General features: G+C 65.0%; 22 protein-coding genes and 1 tRNA gene. 15 read left to right on the forward strand and 8 right to left on the reverse strand.

The annotated features are described in order from the left end of the window. Positions 1-3: 3 nt before the first annotated feature. Positions 4-80 (reverse strand) — tRNA-Pro (locus tag M3G19_RS08010). Between the two features lie 82 nt (positions 81-162). After that, positions 163-1,089 (reverse strand): metallophosphoesterase, encoded by a 927-nt coding sequence (locus tag M3G19_RS08015; RefSeq protein WP_259902093.1) that lies wholly within the window; start codon positions 1,087-1,089, stop codon positions 163-165. A gap of 41 nt (positions 1,090-1,130) precedes the next feature. Here M3G19_RS08015 and M3G19_RS08020 point away from each other — a divergent pair, with 41 nt between their 5' ends. Continuing rightward, positions 1,131-1,580, forward strand: a complete 450-nt coding sequence (locus M3G19_RS08020) for a GatB/YqeY domain-containing protein (protein ID WP_259902094.1) — start codon at positions 1,131-1,133, stop codon at positions 1,578-1,580. On the opposite strand, the gene M3G19_RS08025 is transcribed toward M3G19_RS08020, so the two are convergent. Further along, positions 1,577-3,970: a penicillin-binding protein gene (locus M3G19_RS08025; protein WP_259902095.1), complete on the reverse strand. Its 2,394-nt coding sequence runs from the start codon at positions 3,968-3,970 to the stop codon at positions 1,577-1,579. The two genes, M3G19_RS08020 and M3G19_RS08025, sit on opposite strands and share 4 nt — an antisense overlap. 167 nt (positions 3,971-4,137) lie before the next feature. Here M3G19_RS08025 and M3G19_RS08030 point away from each other — a divergent pair, with 167 nt between their 5' ends. From M3G19_RS08030 to M3G19_RS08050, 5 genes are all read left to right on the forward strand, one after another. Continuing rightward, the gene (locus M3G19_RS08030) at positions 4,138-4,515 is read left to right on the forward strand and encodes a WhiB family transcriptional regulator (protein ID WP_396121771.1); all 378 of its coding nucleotides are present in this window, start codon (positions 4,138-4,140) and stop codon (positions 4,513-4,515) included. A gap of 10 nt (positions 4,516-4,525) precedes the next feature. Next, positions 4,526-4,678 (forward strand): DUF4177 domain-containing protein, encoded by a 153-nt coding sequence (locus tag M3G19_RS08035; protein WP_087117007.1) that lies wholly within the window; start codon positions 4,526-4,528, stop codon positions 4,676-4,678. Then, positions 4,678-5,154, forward strand: coding sequence for a RidA family protein (locus tag M3G19_RS08040; RefSeq protein WP_259902096.1), 477 nt, complete (start codon positions 4,678-4,680; stop codon positions 5,152-5,154). The genes M3G19_RS08035 and M3G19_RS08040 overlap by 1 nt, the downstream gene beginning before the upstream one ends. Before the next feature lie 53 nt (positions 5,155-5,207). Then, the gene (locus M3G19_RS08045; protein ID WP_259902097.1) at positions 5,208-6,020 is read left to right on the forward strand and encodes an MBL fold metallo-hydrolase; all 813 of its coding nucleotides are present in this window, start codon (positions 5,208-5,210) and stop codon (positions 6,018-6,020) included. 68 nt (positions 6,021-6,088) lie between these two features. Beyond that, complete coding sequence (locus tag M3G19_RS08050; protein ID WP_259902098.1) at positions 6,089-6,520, forward strand: hypothetical protein; 432 nt, start codon at positions 6,089-6,091, stop codon at positions 6,518-6,520. An 87-nt stretch (positions 6,521-6,607) separates the two neighbouring features. Here the strand turns inward: M3G19_RS08050 and M3G19_RS08055 are convergent, their stop codons facing one another. Next, positions 6,608-7,675, reverse strand: coding sequence for an HNH endonuclease signature motif containing protein (locus M3G19_RS08055; protein ID WP_259902099.1), 1,068 nt, complete (start codon positions 7,673-7,675; stop codon positions 6,608-6,610). A gap of 125 nt (positions 7,676-7,800) precedes the next feature. Continuing rightward, entirely contained in the window at positions 7,801-8,484 is a 684-nt protein-coding gene (glxR, locus tag M3G19_RS08060; RefSeq protein ID WP_259902100.1) for a CRP-like cAMP-activated global transcriptional regulator GlxR, read from the reverse strand. A gap of 236 nt (positions 8,485-8,720) precedes the next feature. Here glxR and nth point away from each other — a divergent pair, with 236 nt between their 5' ends. From nth to M3G19_RS08080, 4 genes are read left to right on the forward strand one after another with little or no spacing between them, the layout of a single operon-like run. Then, a complete protein-coding gene (gene nth, locus M3G19_RS08065; protein WP_259902101.1) occupies positions 8,721-9,521 on the forward strand; it encodes an endonuclease III in 801 nt (266 codons plus the stop codon). Next, complete coding sequence (locus tag M3G19_RS08070; RefSeq protein ID WP_259902102.1) at positions 9,518-10,066, forward strand: TlpA disulfide reductase family protein; 549 nt, start codon at positions 9,518-9,520, stop codon at positions 10,064-10,066. Before nth ends, M3G19_RS08070 begins: the two co-directional genes overlap by 4 nt. Then, positions 10,067-10,753, forward strand: coding sequence for a CoA pyrophosphatase (locus tag M3G19_RS08075; protein ID WP_210575357.1), 687 nt, complete (start codon positions 10,067-10,069; stop codon positions 10,751-10,753). Between the two features lie 27 nt (positions 10,754-10,780). Next, the gene (locus M3G19_RS08080; RefSeq protein ID WP_259902103.1) at positions 10,781-11,965 is read left to right on the forward strand and encodes a MarP family serine protease; all 1,185 of its coding nucleotides are present in this window, start codon (positions 10,781-10,783) and stop codon (positions 11,963-11,965) included. Here M3G19_RS08080 and M3G19_RS08085 read toward each other — a convergent pair. The 3 genes from M3G19_RS08085 to M3G19_RS08095 all read right to left on the reverse strand — a co-directional run bounded on the left by M3G19_RS08085 (position 11,962) and on the right by M3G19_RS08095 (position 14,408). Next, positions 11,962-12,861: an alpha/beta fold hydrolase gene (locus tag M3G19_RS08085; protein ID WP_259902104.1), complete on the reverse strand. Its 900-nt coding sequence runs from the start codon at positions 12,859-12,861 to the stop codon at positions 11,962-11,964. The genes M3G19_RS08080 and M3G19_RS08085 overlap by 4 nt on opposite strands. A 68-nt stretch (positions 12,862-12,929) precedes the next feature. Beyond that, a complete protein-coding gene (locus tag M3G19_RS08090) occupies positions 12,930-13,490 on the reverse strand; it encodes a phage holin family protein (protein ID WP_259902106.1) in 561 nt (186 codons plus the stop codon). Between the two features lie 78 nt (positions 13,491-13,568). Continuing rightward, positions 13,569-14,408 (reverse strand): HAD family phosphatase, encoded by an 840-nt coding sequence (locus M3G19_RS08095; RefSeq protein WP_259902107.1) that lies wholly within the window; start codon positions 14,406-14,408, stop codon positions 13,569-13,571. A 308-nt stretch (positions 14,409-14,716) separates the two neighbouring features. Between M3G19_RS08095 and ssd the strand changes: the two genes are divergently transcribed. The 5 genes from ssd to M3G19_RS08120 all read left to right on the forward strand — a co-directional run bounded on the left by ssd (position 14,717) and on the right by M3G19_RS08120 (position 18,624). Next, the gene (gene ssd / locus M3G19_RS08100; protein ID WP_259902108.1) at positions 14,717-15,775 is read left to right on the forward strand and encodes a septum site-determining protein Ssd; all 1,059 of its coding nucleotides are present in this window, start codon (positions 14,717-14,719) and stop codon (positions 15,773-15,775) included. Further along, on the forward strand, positions 15,768-16,913 hold the full coding sequence (locus M3G19_RS08105) for a TadA family conjugal transfer-associated ATPase (protein WP_259902109.1): 1,146 nt from the start codon (positions 15,768-15,770) through the stop codon (positions 16,911-16,913). Before ssd ends, M3G19_RS08105 begins: the two co-directional genes overlap by 8 nt. Beyond that, positions 16,910-17,689 carry a type II secretion system F family protein gene (locus tag M3G19_RS08110; protein WP_259902111.1) on the forward strand — a complete coding sequence of 260 codons (780 nt, stop codon included), beginning with the start codon at positions 16,910-16,912 and terminating at the stop codon, positions 17,687-17,689. The genes M3G19_RS08105 and M3G19_RS08110 overlap by 4 nt, the downstream gene beginning before the upstream one ends. After that, positions 17,686-18,291, forward strand: coding sequence for a type II secretion system F family protein (locus M3G19_RS08115; RefSeq protein WP_259902112.1), 606 nt, complete (start codon positions 17,686-17,688; stop codon positions 18,289-18,291). The genes M3G19_RS08110 and M3G19_RS08115 overlap by 4 nt, the downstream gene beginning before the upstream one ends. A gap of 132 nt (positions 18,292-18,423) precedes the next feature. Further along, the gene (locus M3G19_RS08120; RefSeq protein WP_210576092.1) at positions 18,424-18,624 is read left to right on the forward strand and encodes a DUF4244 domain-containing protein; all 201 of its coding nucleotides are present in this window, start codon (positions 18,424-18,426) and stop codon (positions 18,622-18,624) included.

Genomic DNA, 18,624 nt, shown 5'->3' on the forward strand with positions numbered 1-18,624 from the left:
AGTTGGTCGGGATAACAGGATTTGAACCTGCGACCTCTTCGTCCCGAACGAAGCGCGCTACCAAGCTGCGCCATATCCCGGTGCACTTATTGAGTACCCGGGATACTTTAGTCCACGCCCCCGCAAGCTCCAAAACGCCTGTTGGGCAGGGCTATGGCGCGCTTAACCGGCCGGCTCGTCCTCGCGAGGAGTGAGCGTCAGCAGGGCAGCGGACGGCCGGCAGAAGATACGCACGGGCGCGAATTTCGAGGTACCCAAACCATTGGAGACTTCGAGCCACATGTCGCCGTAACGGTGAAGACCGGAGGCGCGCTCACGGTCGATGTCGGCGTTGGTGACGATGGCGCGTTCGCCTGGCAGGCAAATTTGCCCGCCGTGGGTGTGGCCGGCCAAGGCCAAGGCGTATCCGTCGGCGGCGAAGCGGTCGAGGACGCGGCGGTAGGGGGCGTGTGTGACACCGATCGCGAGGTCGGCGTCGCGGTTGGGCGCGCCGGCGACGGAATCGTAATCGTCGAGGTCGTGGTGGGGGTCATCGGTGCCGGTGACGGCAAGCCGCAGGCCGCCGGCTTTGAATTCGAGGCGCTGGTGGGTGGCGTCACGCCAGCCGTGCTCGATGAAGGCGGCGCGCATGCCTTTCCACGGCAGGTCGACGTAGCTGGGTTCGCGTTTCTGGTCGAGCAGGTATTTCAGCGGGTTGACCAGGCGCGGTGCCCAGTAGTCGTTGGTGCCGAATACGAAGACACCGGGGCGCGAAAGCAGCGGGCCCAATGCGGCAAGCACGTCGGGGACGGCGCGGGCGTCGGACAGGTTGTCGCCGGTGTTGACCACGAGGTCGGGGTTGAGTGCGTCGAGGGCGGACACCCACGCGATCTTGGTCTTTTGGCCGGGGATCATGTGCAGGTCGGCGACGTGGAGGATGGTGAAGGGGTCGGCGCCTGCGGGGAGGATCGGCAGTTCGTACTGCTTGAGCCGGAATTTGGTGAGCTCGCTGACGCCGTACGCGAAGGTCGCGGCGCCGAGGGCGAGGCCAGTTGCGGCGGCGAGTCCGACGCGCCGCAGCACGGTGCGGGTTGAGTGCTTTGTGGTCATTGCTCCGAGGGTACCGCCCCTGTCGCGCTACGCTCGTGGACATGAGTGATTTGAAGAATCAGATTCGCGCTGACTTGAAAGAAGCAATGAAGTCGAAGGAGAAGGAGCGTACGGGCACGATCCGTATGCTGCTCGCTGCGATCCAGACGGAAGAGACGGAGGGCACGAAGCACGAGCTGACGGATGAGGAAGTGCTGAAGGTCGTGGCGCGCGAGATCAAGAAGCGTCGCGAGTCCGCGCAGGTGTACGCGGACAACGGCCGCCAGGAGCTCGCGGACGCGGAGCTTGCAGAGGTTGCGGTCCTCGAGGGGTACCAGCCAAAGCAGCTTGACGACGCTGAGCTTGCAGAGCTTATCGACGACGCCATTTCCCAGACCGGCGCCACCTCCATGAAGGAAATGGGTCAGGTCATGAAGCTCGCCACGGAGAAGGCCGCCGGTCGCGCCGACGGCAAGCGTCTTTCTGCCGTGGTGAAAGAGCGCCTCTCCTAGCGGAAGAGGTTCGCCAACTCGTCGGCGAGCTGTCCCAGATCGACTTCTTCGGGGGCGGGCTCTTCTTCCGCCTCGGCTGCTGGGGAAGTGGGGGAGGCAGAAGGGGTGCTGGGGGTCGTCGATACGCGTTTTTTGGAACCGTCGGAAACGACGAGCGTGATGGTCGAACCTGGCCCTGCGTCCTCGGCCGAGCGGGTGTCCACGACCTGGTCGCGAGGTGCATCCGTGTCCGACTTCGTCGTCTCGCGGACCCGGAACCCGGCGTCCTCGAGCATCTTTCGCGCATCGTCCTTATTCATCCCCACAGCCCGCTTGAGCAGCTCGTCGCGCGCCTTCGGGTCGAACAGCGGGCTCGGATCCGGAAGCCCCGCATCCTGCGCGCCCGGAATCTGGTTCGCCATCCGGAACCACGAATGCGCCGCCTCCTGGCCACCGAACAGCGACCCGTTCGAGCATTGGCGCACAGGGCCCGTGCACAGCGGGGTGGTCTGTGTGCCGTCGTTATAGATATACGTCGCGGCCGCGACCTTCTTGTTGAACCCGAGGAACGCCGACGACTGGTGCGACTCCGTCGTGCCCGTCTTCGCCGCGACCGCGCCGCGCCAGCCCGTCGCTTCCGCAGCCTTCTTCGCGGTGCCCGATACAGCGTCTTCTGCCATGCCTCCCGCGAGTCCGGCTGCGAGCTCCGGCTCCACCGCCTGCTCGCAATCCGGGCGGTCGATGGCGACCTCGTCGCCGTAACGGTCCACGACGCTCTTGATCGGATTCGGCTCGCACCACATGCCTTCGGAGGCGAGCGTGGCAGCCACGTTGGAGAGCTCCAGCGGATTCACCGCCGTCGGGCCCAGCGTGAACGAACCGAGGTTGTTCTGGCGGAAATAGTCCGCGATCGAATTCTCCCCGTCGAATGTGCCCTGGTCCTCGTACGAACGCAGGCCGAGACGTACAGCCATATCGACGGTCGGCTCCACACCTACGCTCTCGATCAGCTTCACGAACGGTGTGTTCGGCGACTTCGCCAACGCGTCCCGCAGTGTCATCTCGCCCGGGTACTTGCCGGCGTTTTCCACGCAGTACGCCCCCGCCGGGCAATTGCGCGCGCCGCCTTCGCCCATGCCGTAGACCACCGCGCGGTCCGGCACCTCGAGCTTGGACTCCAAGTTGTAGCCGTTCTCTAGTGCTGCCGCGGCCGCGAAAATCTTGAACACCGAGCCGGCGCCGTTGCCCACCAACGTCGACGTCTGAGGCAGGACCGTCTGGCTTTCGTCCTGGTCGAGGCCGTAATCGCGTGACGATGTCATCGCCAAGATATCGTGGCTTTCCTTGCCCGGCTGTACCACGTTGATGACCTCCGCCACGCCCGGCTGTCCCTTGTTCACGGCGCTCGTCGCGGCTTCGTGGGCGATCTCCTGTACCTCGGGGTCGAGCGTCGTCGTGATGGTGTAGCCGCCGCGCTCGATTTCCTCCATGCTCAGACCTTTGTCCGTGAGGTAGCGCAGCGCGTAGTCGCAGAGGAAGCCCGCGCCACCTGCGGTGATGCAGCCGTGGGGTAGGAGCGCCGGCTCGTCGAGCACGCCGAGTGGCTCGCTCGCGTACTTATCCGCGTCAGCCTGGCTGAGGTAGCCCGACCCCACCATCGCCTGGAGCACTGTGTTGCGTCGTTCCTTCGCGCCGTCCGGATTCGTGTACGGATTCAGCATTTCCGACGACTGCAGCATGCCGACCAGCAGCGCCGACTGCGGCACCGTTAGCTTTGCGGCCGACGTGTCGAAGTACGTGCGCGCCGCCGCCTCAATGCCGTACGAGTGGTTGCCGAAAGACACCAGATTCAAATACCGCGCCAGAATCTCCTCTTTGGACAGCTGCTTGTCCAGGTCCGAGGCCATGCGCATTTCGCGCAGCTTGCGTGGAATTGACTGCTCCACGGCCGCCGACTGTTCTTCCGTCGTGTCGGCGTTGACGAGCAACAGGTAGTTCTTTACGTACTGCTGGTCGATCGTGGACGCGCCTTCCTCCACGCCGCCAGCGAGAACATTTTTCACCATTGCGCGGGCGAAGCCTTGCATATCGACGCCGTCATGCTCGTAGAACCGACGGTCCTCAATAGCGACCAGGGCATCCTTCGCGGACTGGGAGATCTCGTTGGGCTCCACCTCGTAGCGCCGTTGCGCGTACATCCACGCTATCGGGACGCCGTTGGTGTCGGTGATCGTCGTGACACCGGGTGCAGTGCCGTCGGTGAGGTCGGCGAGATTGGACTGCATCGTGTCGTCGACACGCGTTACTGCAGCCCCGCCGATTCCCGCCGCGGGGGCAAGGCACAGCGCGATGCCGAGGCCCGCCGCCAACAGGCCGACGAGCAGTTTTCCCAGGGAACTTAGCGCAGACACCTCACTTACACTACGGCCTTTAGTCCGTCAGCGGAATCACCACCTACCCCCACGTGTGTGATCTATTCGACAAAAAACTGCGCGCGTGAATACACTTACATAGGGACAGCATGGTGATAGCAGCCCTGCTGATAACGCATAGGTATAACGGCCGGAAGGAGACTGTGGTGACCACTACGATCAGAAACCGCGCACTGGAAAATGCAAGCTCTGCCCTACGACTTGGGCAGCAAGTACGACAGCGCTCCTCCGTAGACTCCGAGAGGTCCTTCGAACGTGGCGAGTGGGTCACCATGGCGGTCTGCCGCTCCGGCGATCCCGACGCCCTCTTTGTCCGCGGTGCCGAGCAGCGCAAAGCCGCAGCTATCTGCCGCAGCTGCCCCGTCCAGATGGAATGCCGCGCTGACGCCCTCGACAACAAGGTTGAATTCGGCGTGTGGGGAGGCCTGACTGAACGCCAGCGCCGCGCCGTCCTGCGCAAGAACCCCCACGTCACTGATTGGGCGGAGCACTTGGCGGAGGGCCGCGAGATTATCGGCCTGTAGGGTGGTGCCCATGAAGAAATGGGAATACGCAACAGTTCCGCTGCTCACACACGCAACAAAGCAGATCCTGGACACTTGGGGTGAAGACGGCTGGGAGCTCGTCGCTGTCACTCCCGGCCCGAACCCGGAGAATGTCGTCGCCTACATGAAGCGGGAGCTCTAATGGCTGCAGCGTCGACGTCGCCGAGCGGGCGCCTCGCTGAACTGGGCATCGAGCTCCCAGCGGTCGCGGCGCCCGTCGCCGCGTACGTCCCCGCGACCCGAGTGGGAAACCAGGTGTGGACCTCCGGCCAGCTTCCGTTCGTCGACGGCGAGCTGCCCGCCACCGGCAAGGTCGGCGCGGACGTCGACCCCGATAACGCGTACGGTCTCGCATGCACCGCGCTGTTGAACGCGTTGGCTGCTGTGGATGATCTTGTCGGCATCGACAAGATCGAACGGGTGGTCAAAGTTGTGGGCTACGTGGCGTCGGACGTCGGGTTCGCGGGACAACCGGGCGTCGTCAATGGCGCTTCCGACCTTATCGGCGCGATCTTCGGCGACGCGGGCGCCCACGTGCGTAGCGCAGTCGGCGTCGCCGTCCTCCCGCTCGACGCCCCAGTTGAAGTCGAGCTCATCGTCGAGGTCGCGGGCGCCTAACCGCCCTCGCCGCCGAATTACACATCCTGCCTATTGACGGTAGGGTTGAAGGCATGCAGCATCCTGCCTACAGCCAACTGCGTCCTGTCACTCCCTCCGCCGCTGTCGTGCTGGCTCCCAATCCCAGCTACGCCGCATTGGAAGGCACGAACTCCTGGGTCATCCGCGCCCCGGAAGACGAATTCAGCATCGTCATCGATCCGGGCCCGGAGGATGAAGGCCACCTCAATGTTCTGCAGTCCGCCGCAGACAAGGTGGCGCTGGTGCTGTTGACGCACCGCCACCACGACCACGCGGACGGTGCCCAGCGCTTCCGCCAGCTCACCGGCGTTGAGGTTCGCGCGTTCGACGAGCGCTACTGCATCGGCGGCGAACCACTCGAAGACGGCGAGGTCATCGCCGTCGATGGTGTCACTCCCCGCATCAAGGTCGTGCACACTCCAGGCCACACGCGCGATTCGGTGTCGTTCTACATCTACTCGGGCGACCCGGAGTCGTCGGAGCTTGAAGGTATCGTCACTGGTGACACGATCGCCGGTCGCCACACCACGATGATTTCCGAGACCGATGGTGACCTTGGCGCCTACCTGGAGTCGCTGGCCAAGCTCGAAGAAGAGGGCACGGGCATCACGTTGCTGCCGGGCCACGGTCCGGAGGGCGCAGATCTCTCTGAGTTCGCGCGCAAGTACATCGACCGCCGTAACTACCGCCTCGATCAGATCCGCAAGGTGCGCGAAGAGCGCGGAACGGATCTGAGCATCAACGAGCTTGTCGACGCAATGTATGACGACGTCGACCCCGTCCTCCGCGGCGCCGCTGAGCAGTCCACCCGCGTCGCACTGCGTTACCTCGACGGCAAGAACTAAGCCGCATACCCCGCGACGGGCCCCTTTTTCCCAAGGGGCCCGTTTTCGCTTTTGTATATACTTCCTGCATGGAACACTATGACGATCCGGAACTGAGCTTTTCGGAGGTATCCTTACCGCCGCGCTTGCGCGACTGCGGGATACTCAAGTGGCCGACGATCGAGTTTGCAGTTGTCTTCTTCCTCGCGGTCGCCTCTGCTGTCGATATGTCGGAGACCGGTACTGATGCTGGTTTCGCCGCAGTTTTCATGTACATCCCGGCGATCGTGTTAATCACTATCTGGTGGATTGTCTTCCTGCCCCTCTTGAACGTCAAGGTCAACAATTTCAGGTGGGACATCTTCCTCGCAGTCCTCATCTTCGACGTGGCACTCGTGTGCGTTCTCGTAGAGAGTTATTGGTTTATTGTCACGCCATGCGCGCTGCTTGTTGTTGTGGCCGTGATGGTGCGCAGGTTCATCGCGTTCAGGAAGTGGAAGAAAAGGGAGACCTTCGACTAGGAATCGACTTTTGGGCGTGCGGAAGTGGCCGTGGACATGCCTGATTCACGCGATGTGCGTGGTCAGACTGTGTCTGCGGCCTTTTCGCTATTTCCCGAACAGTAGGTGCATCGCACCGTATTGGTGTGTGCTGTTCGCCACTGGTGTTCCGCGCGGTGAGATCCATGTCGGTGTCCCATCGCGCACCTGTATTCGACCCCTGTTGTTCCTGTCGGGGTCATCGTCGTTGGTGCGGTTGTGATACCTGCACAACACCGACAGGTTATTCATGTTCGTCGGCCCACCGCGGGCCCACGGTTCAATGTGGTGGACCTCGCAGTTATCAGCAGCATGCCGACAATCCGGCACAGGACACGTCGTCAGTGTTGCCCGGGCGAGGTCCCGTTGTTTCTTATTAGCGAACCGCTTCGTGCTGTACAGGTTCACCGGACCTGCCTGCGGGTGGAACAGTGCCACCTCAAGGTCTTTGGAGTGATGGTGCGCCAAGTACTCCGCACCAGTCATCGTCGTGCCATCAGATAGCCCCAGGATGGTGTCATCGCCCTGGCCGCCAAGGATCTTGATGTAATCCGCCAGCGGGATCTGGACCAATGGGCGTGGGACAGCATCAGCGACAGCACCATCGCTGTGCAGCAGGTCGTGGAATGCTTCGTACATCTGCGGACCCTCAGGACGATTAGCATCCAGGTTTCGGCGCAGGGCGTACTCAAGAGCAGCGATATCACGCGCATCACCAGTAGCACTAAAAGTGCGTTTACCTTTCCGCTCCTTACCAAACCGCACCGACGACTCAGGAGCGGGTGTATCCACCTCGGGGACGATGTCTTTGGCGCGGCGTTTCAACGTCTCGTAGTTCCCGCGCACAGACAACAACGCCAGGCGGATCTTCCACTTCTCCTTCTCGGTACCCAACTTGCGGACTCGTTGCTCAATGAGCACCAACTGATCCAGTGACTTCGCAGTCTGGCGGGCAACACGAACAGCATTAGCCTGCTGGCGGGAAAACCGGGTCTTTCCGTAGTAGACCTCGTAGACGCCTTTCCAATCGGCAACGCGGGTGGGGTTGGCGCCGGCGTCGACAAGCTGCTGGGCGTTGAAACTACCCAGCAGGTCGATAGCATTGCCTGCGCCCACATGCGCCGCGAATTGGTTCATGACACAAACGTTAAACGCCCCGCAACCCATCGTCTACGAAACGATGTCTACTTCAGTAGACATCGCCTAAACGGGCAGGTCACAGGGTGTGAAAAACGGGCGAAAACCAGGGAAAGCGGCGTCGATTAGCGTGCGCGGCGCGCGAGGTGCTCGGTGTTGACGATGACGACGGACTTACCCTCGAGGCGAATCCAGCCGCGCTGGGCGAAGGTGGCGAGGGCCTTGTTCACGGTCTCGCGGGAAGCGCCGACGAGCTGGGCGATCTCTTCCTGGGTGAGGTCGTGGTTGACACGGAGGCCGCTGCCTTCCTGGATACCGAAGCGGTTCGCGAGCTGCAGGAGCGTCTTGGCGACGCGGCCGGGGACGTCGGTGAAGATGAGGTCGGCGAGCGACGCGTTGGTGCGGCGCAGGCGGCGCGCGAGGACGCGGAGGAGCTGCTGGGAGATCTCCGGGTGATCGTTGATCCACGTGCGGAGCATCTCGGAGTCCATGGTGGCGGCTTTGACCTCGGTGACGCATACGGCGGACGAGGTGCGGGGGCCCGGGTCGAAGATGGACAGTTCGCCGAACATATCGGAGGGGCCCATGACGGACAGGAGGTTCTCGCGGCCGTCGGGGGCGTGGCGGGCGAGCTTCACTTTGCCCTCGATGATGATGAAGAGGGTGTCGCCGGGCTCACCTTCGTCGAAGATGGTGGTGCCGCGGGGGAACGACTCCGTCTGCATCTGTGAGATCAGGTTGACCACTGCATCGGGGTCTACTCCCTGGAAGATCCCGGCGCGGGACAGTGTTTCCTGCACGCTTTGCATCGAAGCTCCTTGTATTTTTTGGTCCGTGTGGAGTTGGTCACCGGAATCTCAGCTCGCGGGCCATGTCACAATGGTCCACCCTAGCATCTCGCTATGAGTCGTTTGGCGTAGTTATGCGTCGGTGTGGACGACGGCGATTTCGAGGCGTTCCATGCCGACGAGGAAGACGGCGAGGAATGCGGGTGCGAGTAGCGCGAGGAGAGTGCTCAACATATGTGCCCAGTATAGTGAACGCCATGTCTGCTTCTGCTTCGAGGACGCCGCAGCGGTTTCGTCGGCCGGGTTCGCATCCGGCGGCAAAGGGTGCGGAGACGGACTTGGGGCGTACGCGTCGCGCGCGGAGGATCAATCGGACGTTAGCGGCCATGTTCCCGGATGCGCATGCTGAGCTGGATTTTTCGACGCCGCTCGAGTTACTTATGGCGACGATGTTGAGTGCGCAGACGACAGACGTGCGGGTCAACAGCGTCACGCCCGAGCTTTTTGCACGCTTTACGACGGCCGCGGCCTACGCCGCGGCTGACCCCGCCGAACTGGAGAGCATCATTAAGCCGGTCGGGTTTTACCGTGCGAAGGCGGGGCATTTAAAGGGGATCGGGGAGAAGCTGGTGGCCGAGTTCGGCGGCGAGGTGCCAGTGGCGATCGAGGACTTGGTGAAATTGCCTGGCGTGGGCCGGAAGACGGCACACGTGGTGCGGGGCAATGCGTTCGGGTTGCCGGGCTTGACGGTGGACACGCACTTTCAGCGGTTGGTGCACCGGTTGGGGCTGACGGACGAGAAGGATCCGGTGGCGATTGAGGAGGCGATCGGGGAGATGATCGAGAAGCGGGAGTGGACGATGTTCTCGCACCGGATCATTTTCTGCGGTCGACGGGTGTGCCATGCACGGAAGGCTGCGTGCGGGGCGTGCCCGTTGGCATATGACTGTCCGTCGTTCGGTCAGGCGGGACCCATCGGGTGGACCGAGGCGGAGAAGCTGGTGACGGGCACGGAGCGCGACCACATCCTCTCGATGGTGGGGGAGAGCCGCGAGTGAAAAAGCAGGTCTGGCTGAGCGTTGTGGTGCTGGCGGCAGTGACGGCACTCGTGGTGGTGGCAGCGGTGTCGTTGTTGCGGCCTGCGGACGAGCCGGCGGAAGAGGCCGTGGGAGAACATGAGGTTCCGGCTCGCCCGGACTGCCCAGGCGGGAGCGTCGGCTCGGTGGATCTGCCGTGTCTCGGGGGAGGGGACAGCGGGGACACCGCACAGGAAATCACGGTCGCGAATGTGTGGGCGTGGTGGTGCGAGCCGTGCCGGGAAGAGCTGCCGGCACTCGAGGAATTCGCGAAGGAGCACCCGAAATACACAGTGGTGGGGGTGCATGCGGACACGAATGCGGCGAATGGGGCAGCACTGCTGAACGATCTCGGAATCGACCTGCCGAGCTACCAGGACAGTGAGAATGCTTTCGCTGGGGAGTTGGGGTTGCCGGGGGTCGTTCCGGTGACGGTCGTCTTCCGGGGAGAGGAGAAGGTGGGGGTCGTGGGGAGGGCTTTGTCGTCGTCAAGCGAAATTGCGGAAGCTGTCGAGGAGGTGCTGTAGATGGCGCAGTGGCTGGATGGGCTGGCTGGCGTGCTGTCGGCGCCGGGCAACGCGAAGCTGGTGAACAAGATGCAGGGGCACATGCGGCTCGCGTCGCGGAAACCGCGCAGGTCGGCGGTGCTGATGTGTTTCACGGGCGATGCGCAGGCGCGGGAGCTGCCGCAAGACGCGCGGATTCTGCTGACGCACCGCACCCCGACGCTGCGCAATCACTCGGGCCAAATGGCCTTTCCCGGCGGACGCCTGGAACCGGACGACGCAGGCCCCGTCGACGCCGCGCTGCGTGAAGCGCACGAGGAAACGGGCCTGGAACCGTCGCGCGTGGAGACGCTGGCCGTGCTCGAGTCCATCGCCGTCGGCCCGTCGGGCCACCCGGTGAATCCGGTGCTCGCGTACGCGGAGGACCCAGGCGACGTGTGGTGCGCCAGCCCCGAGGAAAACGACGACGTCTTCTTCGTGGACCTCGAGCAGCTGATCGACCCAGACAACCGCTTCCGCGTCGCGCGACTGGGCTGGTCGGGGCCCGCTTTCGACGTGGGCGGCTACGTCGTGTGGGGGTTCACGGCGTCGCTGCTCGCAGTGATGATCCGCGAAGCGGGCTGGGAAGAGCCCTGGGAGCATAAGGACGCCGTGGATCTGCGGAAGGCGCTGCGTGCGTCGCGCAACGGCGAGGGACATGGGTTTTAGCGCGCCCGGCGCGTAGGGTGACTCCCCATGACCGCTCTCATCGTCGACCTCGTTCTCGTCGTGCTCTTTGGCGCGGCGCTCGCGGGCGGCCTGCGGCAGGGGGCGTTTTCGTCGGTGTTCGCGGTTCTCGGCGTTGTGGCGGGGCTCGTGGTGGGCCTCGGGGCGGCAGGGCTTTTGGTGAGCGTGTCCGATGTGGCGAGCATGCGCGTGCTGCTCCTTCTCGCCACGGTCGTCACGTTCGTCGGCGTCGGCAATATTGTCGGCGCGACGGTGGGTGCGGCGCTGCGCGACAGGTTGCGCTCGAAGTCGACGCAGGCGTGGGATTCGGCCTTGGGGGCGCTGCTGCAGCTCATCATGGCGGTCGTTGTGGCGTGGGTCGTGGCGGTTCCCGTCGCGGCGAACGTCGGCGGGCCGCTGGGTAGCGCGGTCCGAGGTTCGCGCATCCTCGGCGCGATCGACAGCGTCGTGCCCGAGTGGGGTAATAAGGCGCCGGAGCACATTGCACGGCTTATCGACGTCACCGGCCTTCCCCCCTTGGTTTCTCCCTTCCACGGAGGCGGCGCGGAGGTGGAGGCTCCGGACCCTGCGAGCATCGACGAGGGCGTCGTCGAGGAGGTGCGCGCCAGCATCGTGCACGTGGTGGGGGATGCGGAGAGCTGCCGACGCAGGTTGTCGGGGTCGGGATTCGTGTCGGCGCCGGATTATGTGGTGACGAACGCGCACGTCGTCGCCGGCACCGAGACCGTGGAGTTGGACACGGTGCTGGGGCTCAAGCGCGCGACAGTGGTCCTGTACGACCCGGAGGTGGACATCGCGGTGCTGCACGTGCCTAACCTGGGGCTCGAGCCGCTGCGGTCGTCGCCGGGTACAGCGAAAAGCGGCGACGACGCGATGGTCGTGGGCTTTCCCGGTAACGGGCCGTTCACGGTTTCGCCCGTGCGCGTGCGCGAGCGGCTCAATATTTCGGGGCCGAATATCTACGCGACAGGCCGCACCGAGCGAGAAGCGTTCACGCTGCGCGGCAGCATCCGCCAAGGTAATTCGGGCGGGCCGCTGCTTTCCCCGGCGGGGGAGGTCCTCGGCGTGGTGTTCGGCACGGCCGTCGACGGCCATGAGACGGGATATGCGCTCACGGTCTGCCAGATGGAGCTGGTCGTGGGGGAGTATGAGGGGCTGACAGAGCCCGTCGATACGCAGGCGTGTGTGTCTTAGGGCAAGAATGCGGCGAGTGCAGCCACGAAACCCTGCGGGTTCTCCACGTGCGGCACGTTTTTCGTACCCGCGACAGTGCCGGTGGTAGGTGGGGTTGCCAGGCGTTTTGCGGCCCGGGTGTCGATGCGCGCCCAGACGGACTGGCGGGGGTGGAGGAGGAGAGTGGGGGCGTCGATAAGCGTGCGCGTTTGGCGTGAGGCGGTGAGCATGCGCGTGTTGCGGACGATGCCACGCAGGGCGTTGTCGATGCGTGCGGCGCGGATGCGCAGCTGTAGCGCGTCTTCGAATTCGGATGTGCCCGCGAAACCGGGGGTTGTGTTGAGCGCCAATTCGCGGCGCCACACCCGCGGGAGGAGTCGGGCACAGGCGTGGTGCACCCCGATCGGCAGACGCCCCACAGCCACGCGGACCAGCATGAACATCAATTCCCACGGCCGGGCACGCAGATGCGCGCGCATATCGCCCGGGTGCGCCGCGGAGACGGATACGAGGCTGGCCGTGCGTTCCGGGTACATGCCCGCGAACACCCAGGCGATCGCGCCGCCCGTGTCGTGGCCGACGATGTGCGCGCGGTCGTGGCCTAGCGCCGTGATCGCCCCCGCGATATCGCCCGCCGCGATGCGCGTCGGGTCGCCCGCTCGAGCTGGAGGTTTGTCCGACATGCCGTAACCGCGCATGTCCATCGCCGCCACGCGGAAACCGCGTTCGGCGAGCGGTGCGATGACGCGGCGGAAATCCACCCATGCGCCGAATGTCCCGTGGACGAGCACGACGAGGGGGTCGCGCGGATCACCTGCTACCGCCGCATGCAAGCGGATGCCGCGCGTGTGCAGCCAGACGTGCTCGTATGGTCCGTCGAGGGCGATCGTCTTCGGGGAAACCGGCTGGGAATTCATGGTTCATGAAAAAGCGCCCGGGACGCGTTGTCCTGGGCGCTTGCCATGCACGCGGTCGTGCGCGGCGCTTAGTTGACCTTCGTGGAGCCGCCCGCGGTGCGCGGGACGGTGGAGCCGGTGCCGTAGGAGGTGTAGAGCTCCGAGGTGTCCTTCTCCAGGTTCTTCTGCGCCTGGCCCGGGACGAGGTTCTTCAGCTCGTTGACGGAGTTGATGGTCTTTTCCGGCTTGCTCATGGCCTTGAAGCGCTTCACACCGATCAGGGCGAGGATGCCCGCGGTGATGATCATGATCAAAAAGACGATGCCGAAGCCCCAGGCGTCATTCGTCCACAGGGCAATCAGCTTGGCCAGGAAGAAGAAAAAGAAGAAGGACGAAAATGCTGCCACGACACCTGCGGCAACGAGCATGCCGGAGCCGATCGCGGCTTTCTTCGCTTCGCCGACGACCTCGGTCTTAGCCAGTTCGATTTCGCTGCGGACCAGGCTGGAGACCTGCTCGGTCGCGTTGGACACCAGGGTGCCCAGGGAGTCGCTTCCCGGCTGGGTCACGTCTGTGTCGCGGAGCGGGATGGAATCGACCTTGGCTTTGTAGCTCGTCGACCCGCTGGTGTACAGACCCTTGTCGCTCATTTCTGAAACCTTCCTCAGTGCGCAGGGTGCGCAGCTTAATCGTCAGTTGTACCGGATCTTATAGTAACGCACAGCACATTATGAGGTCGCCCCGCCGCGGCCTCGTTGCGCCAGCCAAATCCCAAAGGCGGTCAATGCGGTCACGGTGACGACGACACCTGCGCCGATACCGATTTCTTTCGCGCCGGGCGGGTCGAAGAGAGGCTCGGGGTTTTTGAATACACGCGTGTCCCAGCCATGTTCGGCGGCGTGCTTTTTCAAGCCGCGTTCAGGGTTGACGGCGACGGGGTGGCCGACGAGGGAGAGCATGGGGACGTCGGTAAGCGAATCTGAGTACGCGTAGCTCGCCGCAAGGTCGTAGTCCTGGCTTTCGACGAGCTCCCGCATCTCCTCCGCTTTTTGTTCCCCCTTGAGGTAGCGCGTGATTTCCCCGGTGAGTTTGCCGTCGACGATTTCGATCTCGGTGGCGACGACCCGGTCGATGCCCAACTCCTGCGCGATGGGCTCCACCAGCAGAGACGCCGACGCCGACAGGATGACGATGTCGTGGCCACGGTCGCGGTGCCATTCGATGAGTTCGCGCGCCTCGCTGTAGATGGCGGGGGTGACCACTGTGTTCATGGTCTCGGCGACGACGCGCCGCACGTCGGCGACGGGCCACCCGGAGACCATATCGGCGAGGCGGTCGCGCGTGGCGTCCATCTTGGAGCTCGACTGCCCGTTGAGCAAGTACGACGTTTTTGTGAGGAAGAGCTCGAGCGCGTCGGTGCGCGTGATCATGCCGTTGTCGAGGAACCCGCGGCCGAATGCGAATGCGGACGAGGTGGCGATGATCGTTTTGTCCAGGTCGAAAAACGCCGCGACGCGACCGGAATCTGCTCCGGGTGAGACGCGGTGTTCGGCACCTGAATCTGTCATGGGGATAGTCTACGCCCCCAGCACATGTGCCCGGTCGAAGAATAGTTCGATCATCGCCGAGTCGTCATTGTGTTTGGTTGTGCCCGTATGCCATAATTATCCGCGCACGGCCCCGATATACAGTGCGGCCGGCCCCGGCCCTACCCCCCCTTGTGGCCGGGTAACGGCGGCCCGCGCGCACCCCCCGATAGCGCGGGCCGCCCCCTATTTCCACAGCTTTTTGGTGACGTGTCCCGCTAAACCGGGGTTATCCACAGGGTTGCCACCTGTCCCTTGAGCAGGCGTGTGCGCTGGGCGAAGGTGAAGCCATGACCAGCGAAACAGCACCTATTCTCATTGCCGTCGATGACGCTTTGCTCCACCCTGAAGCCACGCACCTCGCGGCAGCGACAGGCCGCCCGATCATTGATTCGCGGGGCCCGGACGACCTCGTGCGTCATTATTCGCGCGCATTCGCCGTGCTTATCGACGTCGCCCGCGCCCCCGACCTCGACGCCCTTCCCCCGCGCTCTGGTGTTTTCCTCCTGCGCGGCGACACTGATGCCGATGCCGGCGCTGATTCGGATGCGTTCATTCTTCCCGCGCAGGCGGCCGACCTGCTCAAGGCGTTGGGAAGGCTCGCGCTGGCCGCGAGGAATGAAAAGCACGGGGCAGCAGCACCCCAGTCGCGGTCAAGCGCGGGCACTGTCCTGTCGTTCGTGGGCGCTGCCGGCGGTGTTGGAACGTCCACGTTCGCGGCGGCGGTAGCCCGGGCGGCATCGCAGGACGCAGACCCGGTGGTGGTGGATGCCCACCGTTATTCCGGCGGGCTCGATCTGCTGCTGGGCGTGGAGGAAGAGATCGGTGCGCGGTGGGGCGAGATCGAGATCGGGGAGGGGTCCGTCGACCGGGCACAGCTCCGCCAGGCGCTACCCCGAACCAGGGACGGGATCGCGGTGCTCACCTGCGCGAGGACGACGGTGCCTGCCGCAGCAGCGAAGAGTCTTCGTACGGAAGTGGACCGTGTGACCACGGTCCTGGGCGCCGGCGGGCTCACAGTGGTGGACGCACCACCGGACGCGCTTCCGAACCGGTGCGACCACACCTTCGTCGTCGTGCCCGGGGAAGTGCGGGCAGCGGCGGCAGCGGCGCTGATCAGCGCGGAGTGCCGTGCGGCGAATACCCCGGTGTCGCTGGTGCTGCGGCATCGCGGTTGGTCGGGGTTGAGCGCGCAGGAAGTCGAGCGGGTGGCTGGCGCGGATGTGGTCGCGGAAGTCAAGCACCTGCCGCGGCTGGTGCGCACGTGCGAAGTCGACGGGCTGCCAGTGCGTTTGCCTTCTCCGCTGGCCGCCGCGGCGGAAAAGGTGCTGGAGGCCGCCAATGGATAAGGCATCGATTGTGGCGAAGGTGCAGCGCCGCCTCGCGGAAGATCCGGCGCAGAATTCCCCGGCGGAGCTCGCGGCACTGATCCGCGAAGAAGCGGTGGTGATCAGCGACCTCGACGTGTTGGACATTATGAGGGCACTACGGGATGAGACGGTCGGGATCGGCCCGCTCGAGCAGGTGCTGGCCCAAGACGGGGTCACGGATATCTGTGTCAACGGCCCCGACGACATCTTTTTCGACCGCGGCCGCGGACTGGAACGCGCCAGTCTCACACTCAGTGGGGAAGCGGAGGTCAGGCGTTTGGCGACACGGCTCGCTAGCAGTTGCGGTTGCCGTCTCGACGATGCGCGTCCCTTCGCCGACGGCCACATTTCGCGTGACGACGGCACTGTTCTACGTTTCCACGCCGTCCTTTCCCCCACCGCGAACTGCGGGACCTGCATGTCGTTGCGCGTGCTCCGGAATAAGACAGCCACCTTGGACCAGATTCAGGCCTCGGGAGGAGTGGACGGGGAAAGGGCGGGGGTGCTTAAGGGGATCGTCGATAAGCGGAAAGCTTTTCTCGTTGTCGGCGGAACCGGAACGGGCAAGACGACGCTGCTCGCGGCGATGCTGGCGGAGGTCGCGGCGCACGAGCGCATCGTGGCGATCGAGGACACCGTCGAGCTCACGCCCGCGCACCCGCACGTGGTGAATCTGACCTCGCGCGGCGCGAATGCGGAGGGTGCGGGCGAGATCACCATCGCTGACCTGCTGCGACAGTCGCTGCGCATGCGCCCCGACAGGATTGTGGTGGGGGAGATCCGCGGTGCCGAGGTCGTCGATCTGCTCGCGGCGCTCAATACCGGGCACGACGGCGGCGCGGGCACCGTCCACGCGAATTCGATTGAGGAAGTTCCTGCGCGCCTGGAGGCACTCGCCGTGCTCGGTGGCCTCGGCCGTGAGGCGCTGCACTCGCAGCTAGCCGCCGCCGTCGATGTCGTCGTGGTGATGCGTCGTGGCTCCGACGGGGTGCGGCGCGTCCACCAGATCGGCGTGCTGGACGGCAACCCCGTGGTCCCGCGTGTGGTGTGGGATGCCGACACCGGCCCGGGCGACGGTTACGACGCGCTGCTGCGCGAACTGGGGGTCGCCGCATGACTCCGCTGCTGCTCGCTGCCGCTTTCGCCCTCGCTCCCGCGCACCCGGTCCGCCGCGTCGGGCCCGCCGAGTCCGCTCCCCGCGCACGGAACCTCGCCGCATTGCTGCCTGTGCTGTCCGCGCTGGCGGCCCCCATTGTTCTGGCCACAGACCGGCTACTCGTCGTCCTCGCCGCGGGCGTGGCGTGTGCGACATGCGCACACACTGTCGTGCGGGCACGACGCGCGAAAGCCGCCGTCGCCCGACTCGAAGCGACCGCGACGTACCTCGGCCACCTCGTCGCCGCCCTCCGCGCCGGGTCCACGGTCGCCGACGCCTGCGCCCGCGCCGCCGACCAGCTTCGCGACAGCACCCCCGCTGACCTCGCCCGTGAACTCGGACGCGCCGCCGCCCACGCGCGCCGCGGCGGCAACGGTGCCTCGGTGCTCGCCGACTCGCCCGTGGCTGAACTCCGCGACGCCGGCACCCTCTGGCTCTTATCTACCCGCCTCGGAATTCCCATGGCTGACCTGCTAGATAGCGCCCGCTCGCGCATAGACAATGCCCTGCGTCACCGGCAAACGACGTCCGCGGCCCTTGCCGGACCACGCGCCACCGCCGTCGTGCTCTCCGTTCTTCCCCTCGCCGGAATCCTCATGGGCCAGGCGATGGGTGCCCGCCCCGTCGCGCTGCTCACCGGCGGCGGCCTCGGCAGCCTGCTCCTGCTCGGCGGCACAGCCCTGGTGTGCGCCGGGTTCTACACCTCGCAATTCATCATCGGGAGGGCCGCCGCATGATCAGCCTATCCACCGCCTTTTTCCTCGGTGCCGCCCTCGCGCTACCGCCTGCCGCTCGCCCGCACAGCCGCCTGACGCCGCACACCACCGCGGCCGCTCACACCCCGAAGGCCCCGCGCGACGGCCCGCCCGACAGGCACCGCATCGCCAGCGACATCGAGCTGTTCGCCGCGTGCTTCCGCGCCGGGCTGCCCGTCTCCGCCGCCGCGGGGGCGGTCGCCGACAGCTACGGCACAGCGGGGCACGTGGGCGGGGGCACGCCCTCGCCGCTCGCCGACAAATGGCGGCGGGTGGTGGCGTACCACGACCTCGGGGTCGAACCCGAACGGGCGTGGTCCCCGCTGGACGGAGTGCCCGGGTGCGAGGAACTCGCATCGCTGGTCACCTTGTCCCACACATCCGGCTCAGCTGTCGCCGACGGGTGCGACCGCATCGTGGCCGACCTCCGCGAGGAGGCCGCCTCTGATGCGACCGCAGCTGCCGAACGCGCAGGGGTCCTCATCAGCATCCCGCTCGCCGCATTCTTTCTCCCGGCCTTCTTCGTCCTTGGGCTCGCGCCCGTGGTCATCGGCCTCGGATCGCAGATGTTCGGCGGGCAATGAATAAGGAGGGCGCTCGGAAAACACCTTGACCATCCGTCCCGACTATCTAACTCACTTTAAAAAACACTCACAAAAAGGAGAACAACAATGACCGCAGCAATCAGGAACACGACCGAGTCCATCAACGCTTTCCTGACCCGCCTGTACATCAAAGCCGCAGCTCGTGCGGCTGCTCTGCGCAGGGACGACGGGATGAGCACAATCGAATACGCCATGGGGAGCCTGGCCGCGGCAGCGCTCGCCGCGGTGCTGTACATGGTGATCAAGGGCGACGGCGTCGTCGACGCGATCGAGGGGATCATCACGGACGCGTTGTCGAATACGCCGTCGTAA

The organism is Corynebacterium sp. p3-SID1194 (assembly GCF_025144155.1).
Lineage (GTDB): Bacteria > Actinomycetota > Actinomycetes > Mycobacteriales > Mycobacteriaceae > Corynebacterium.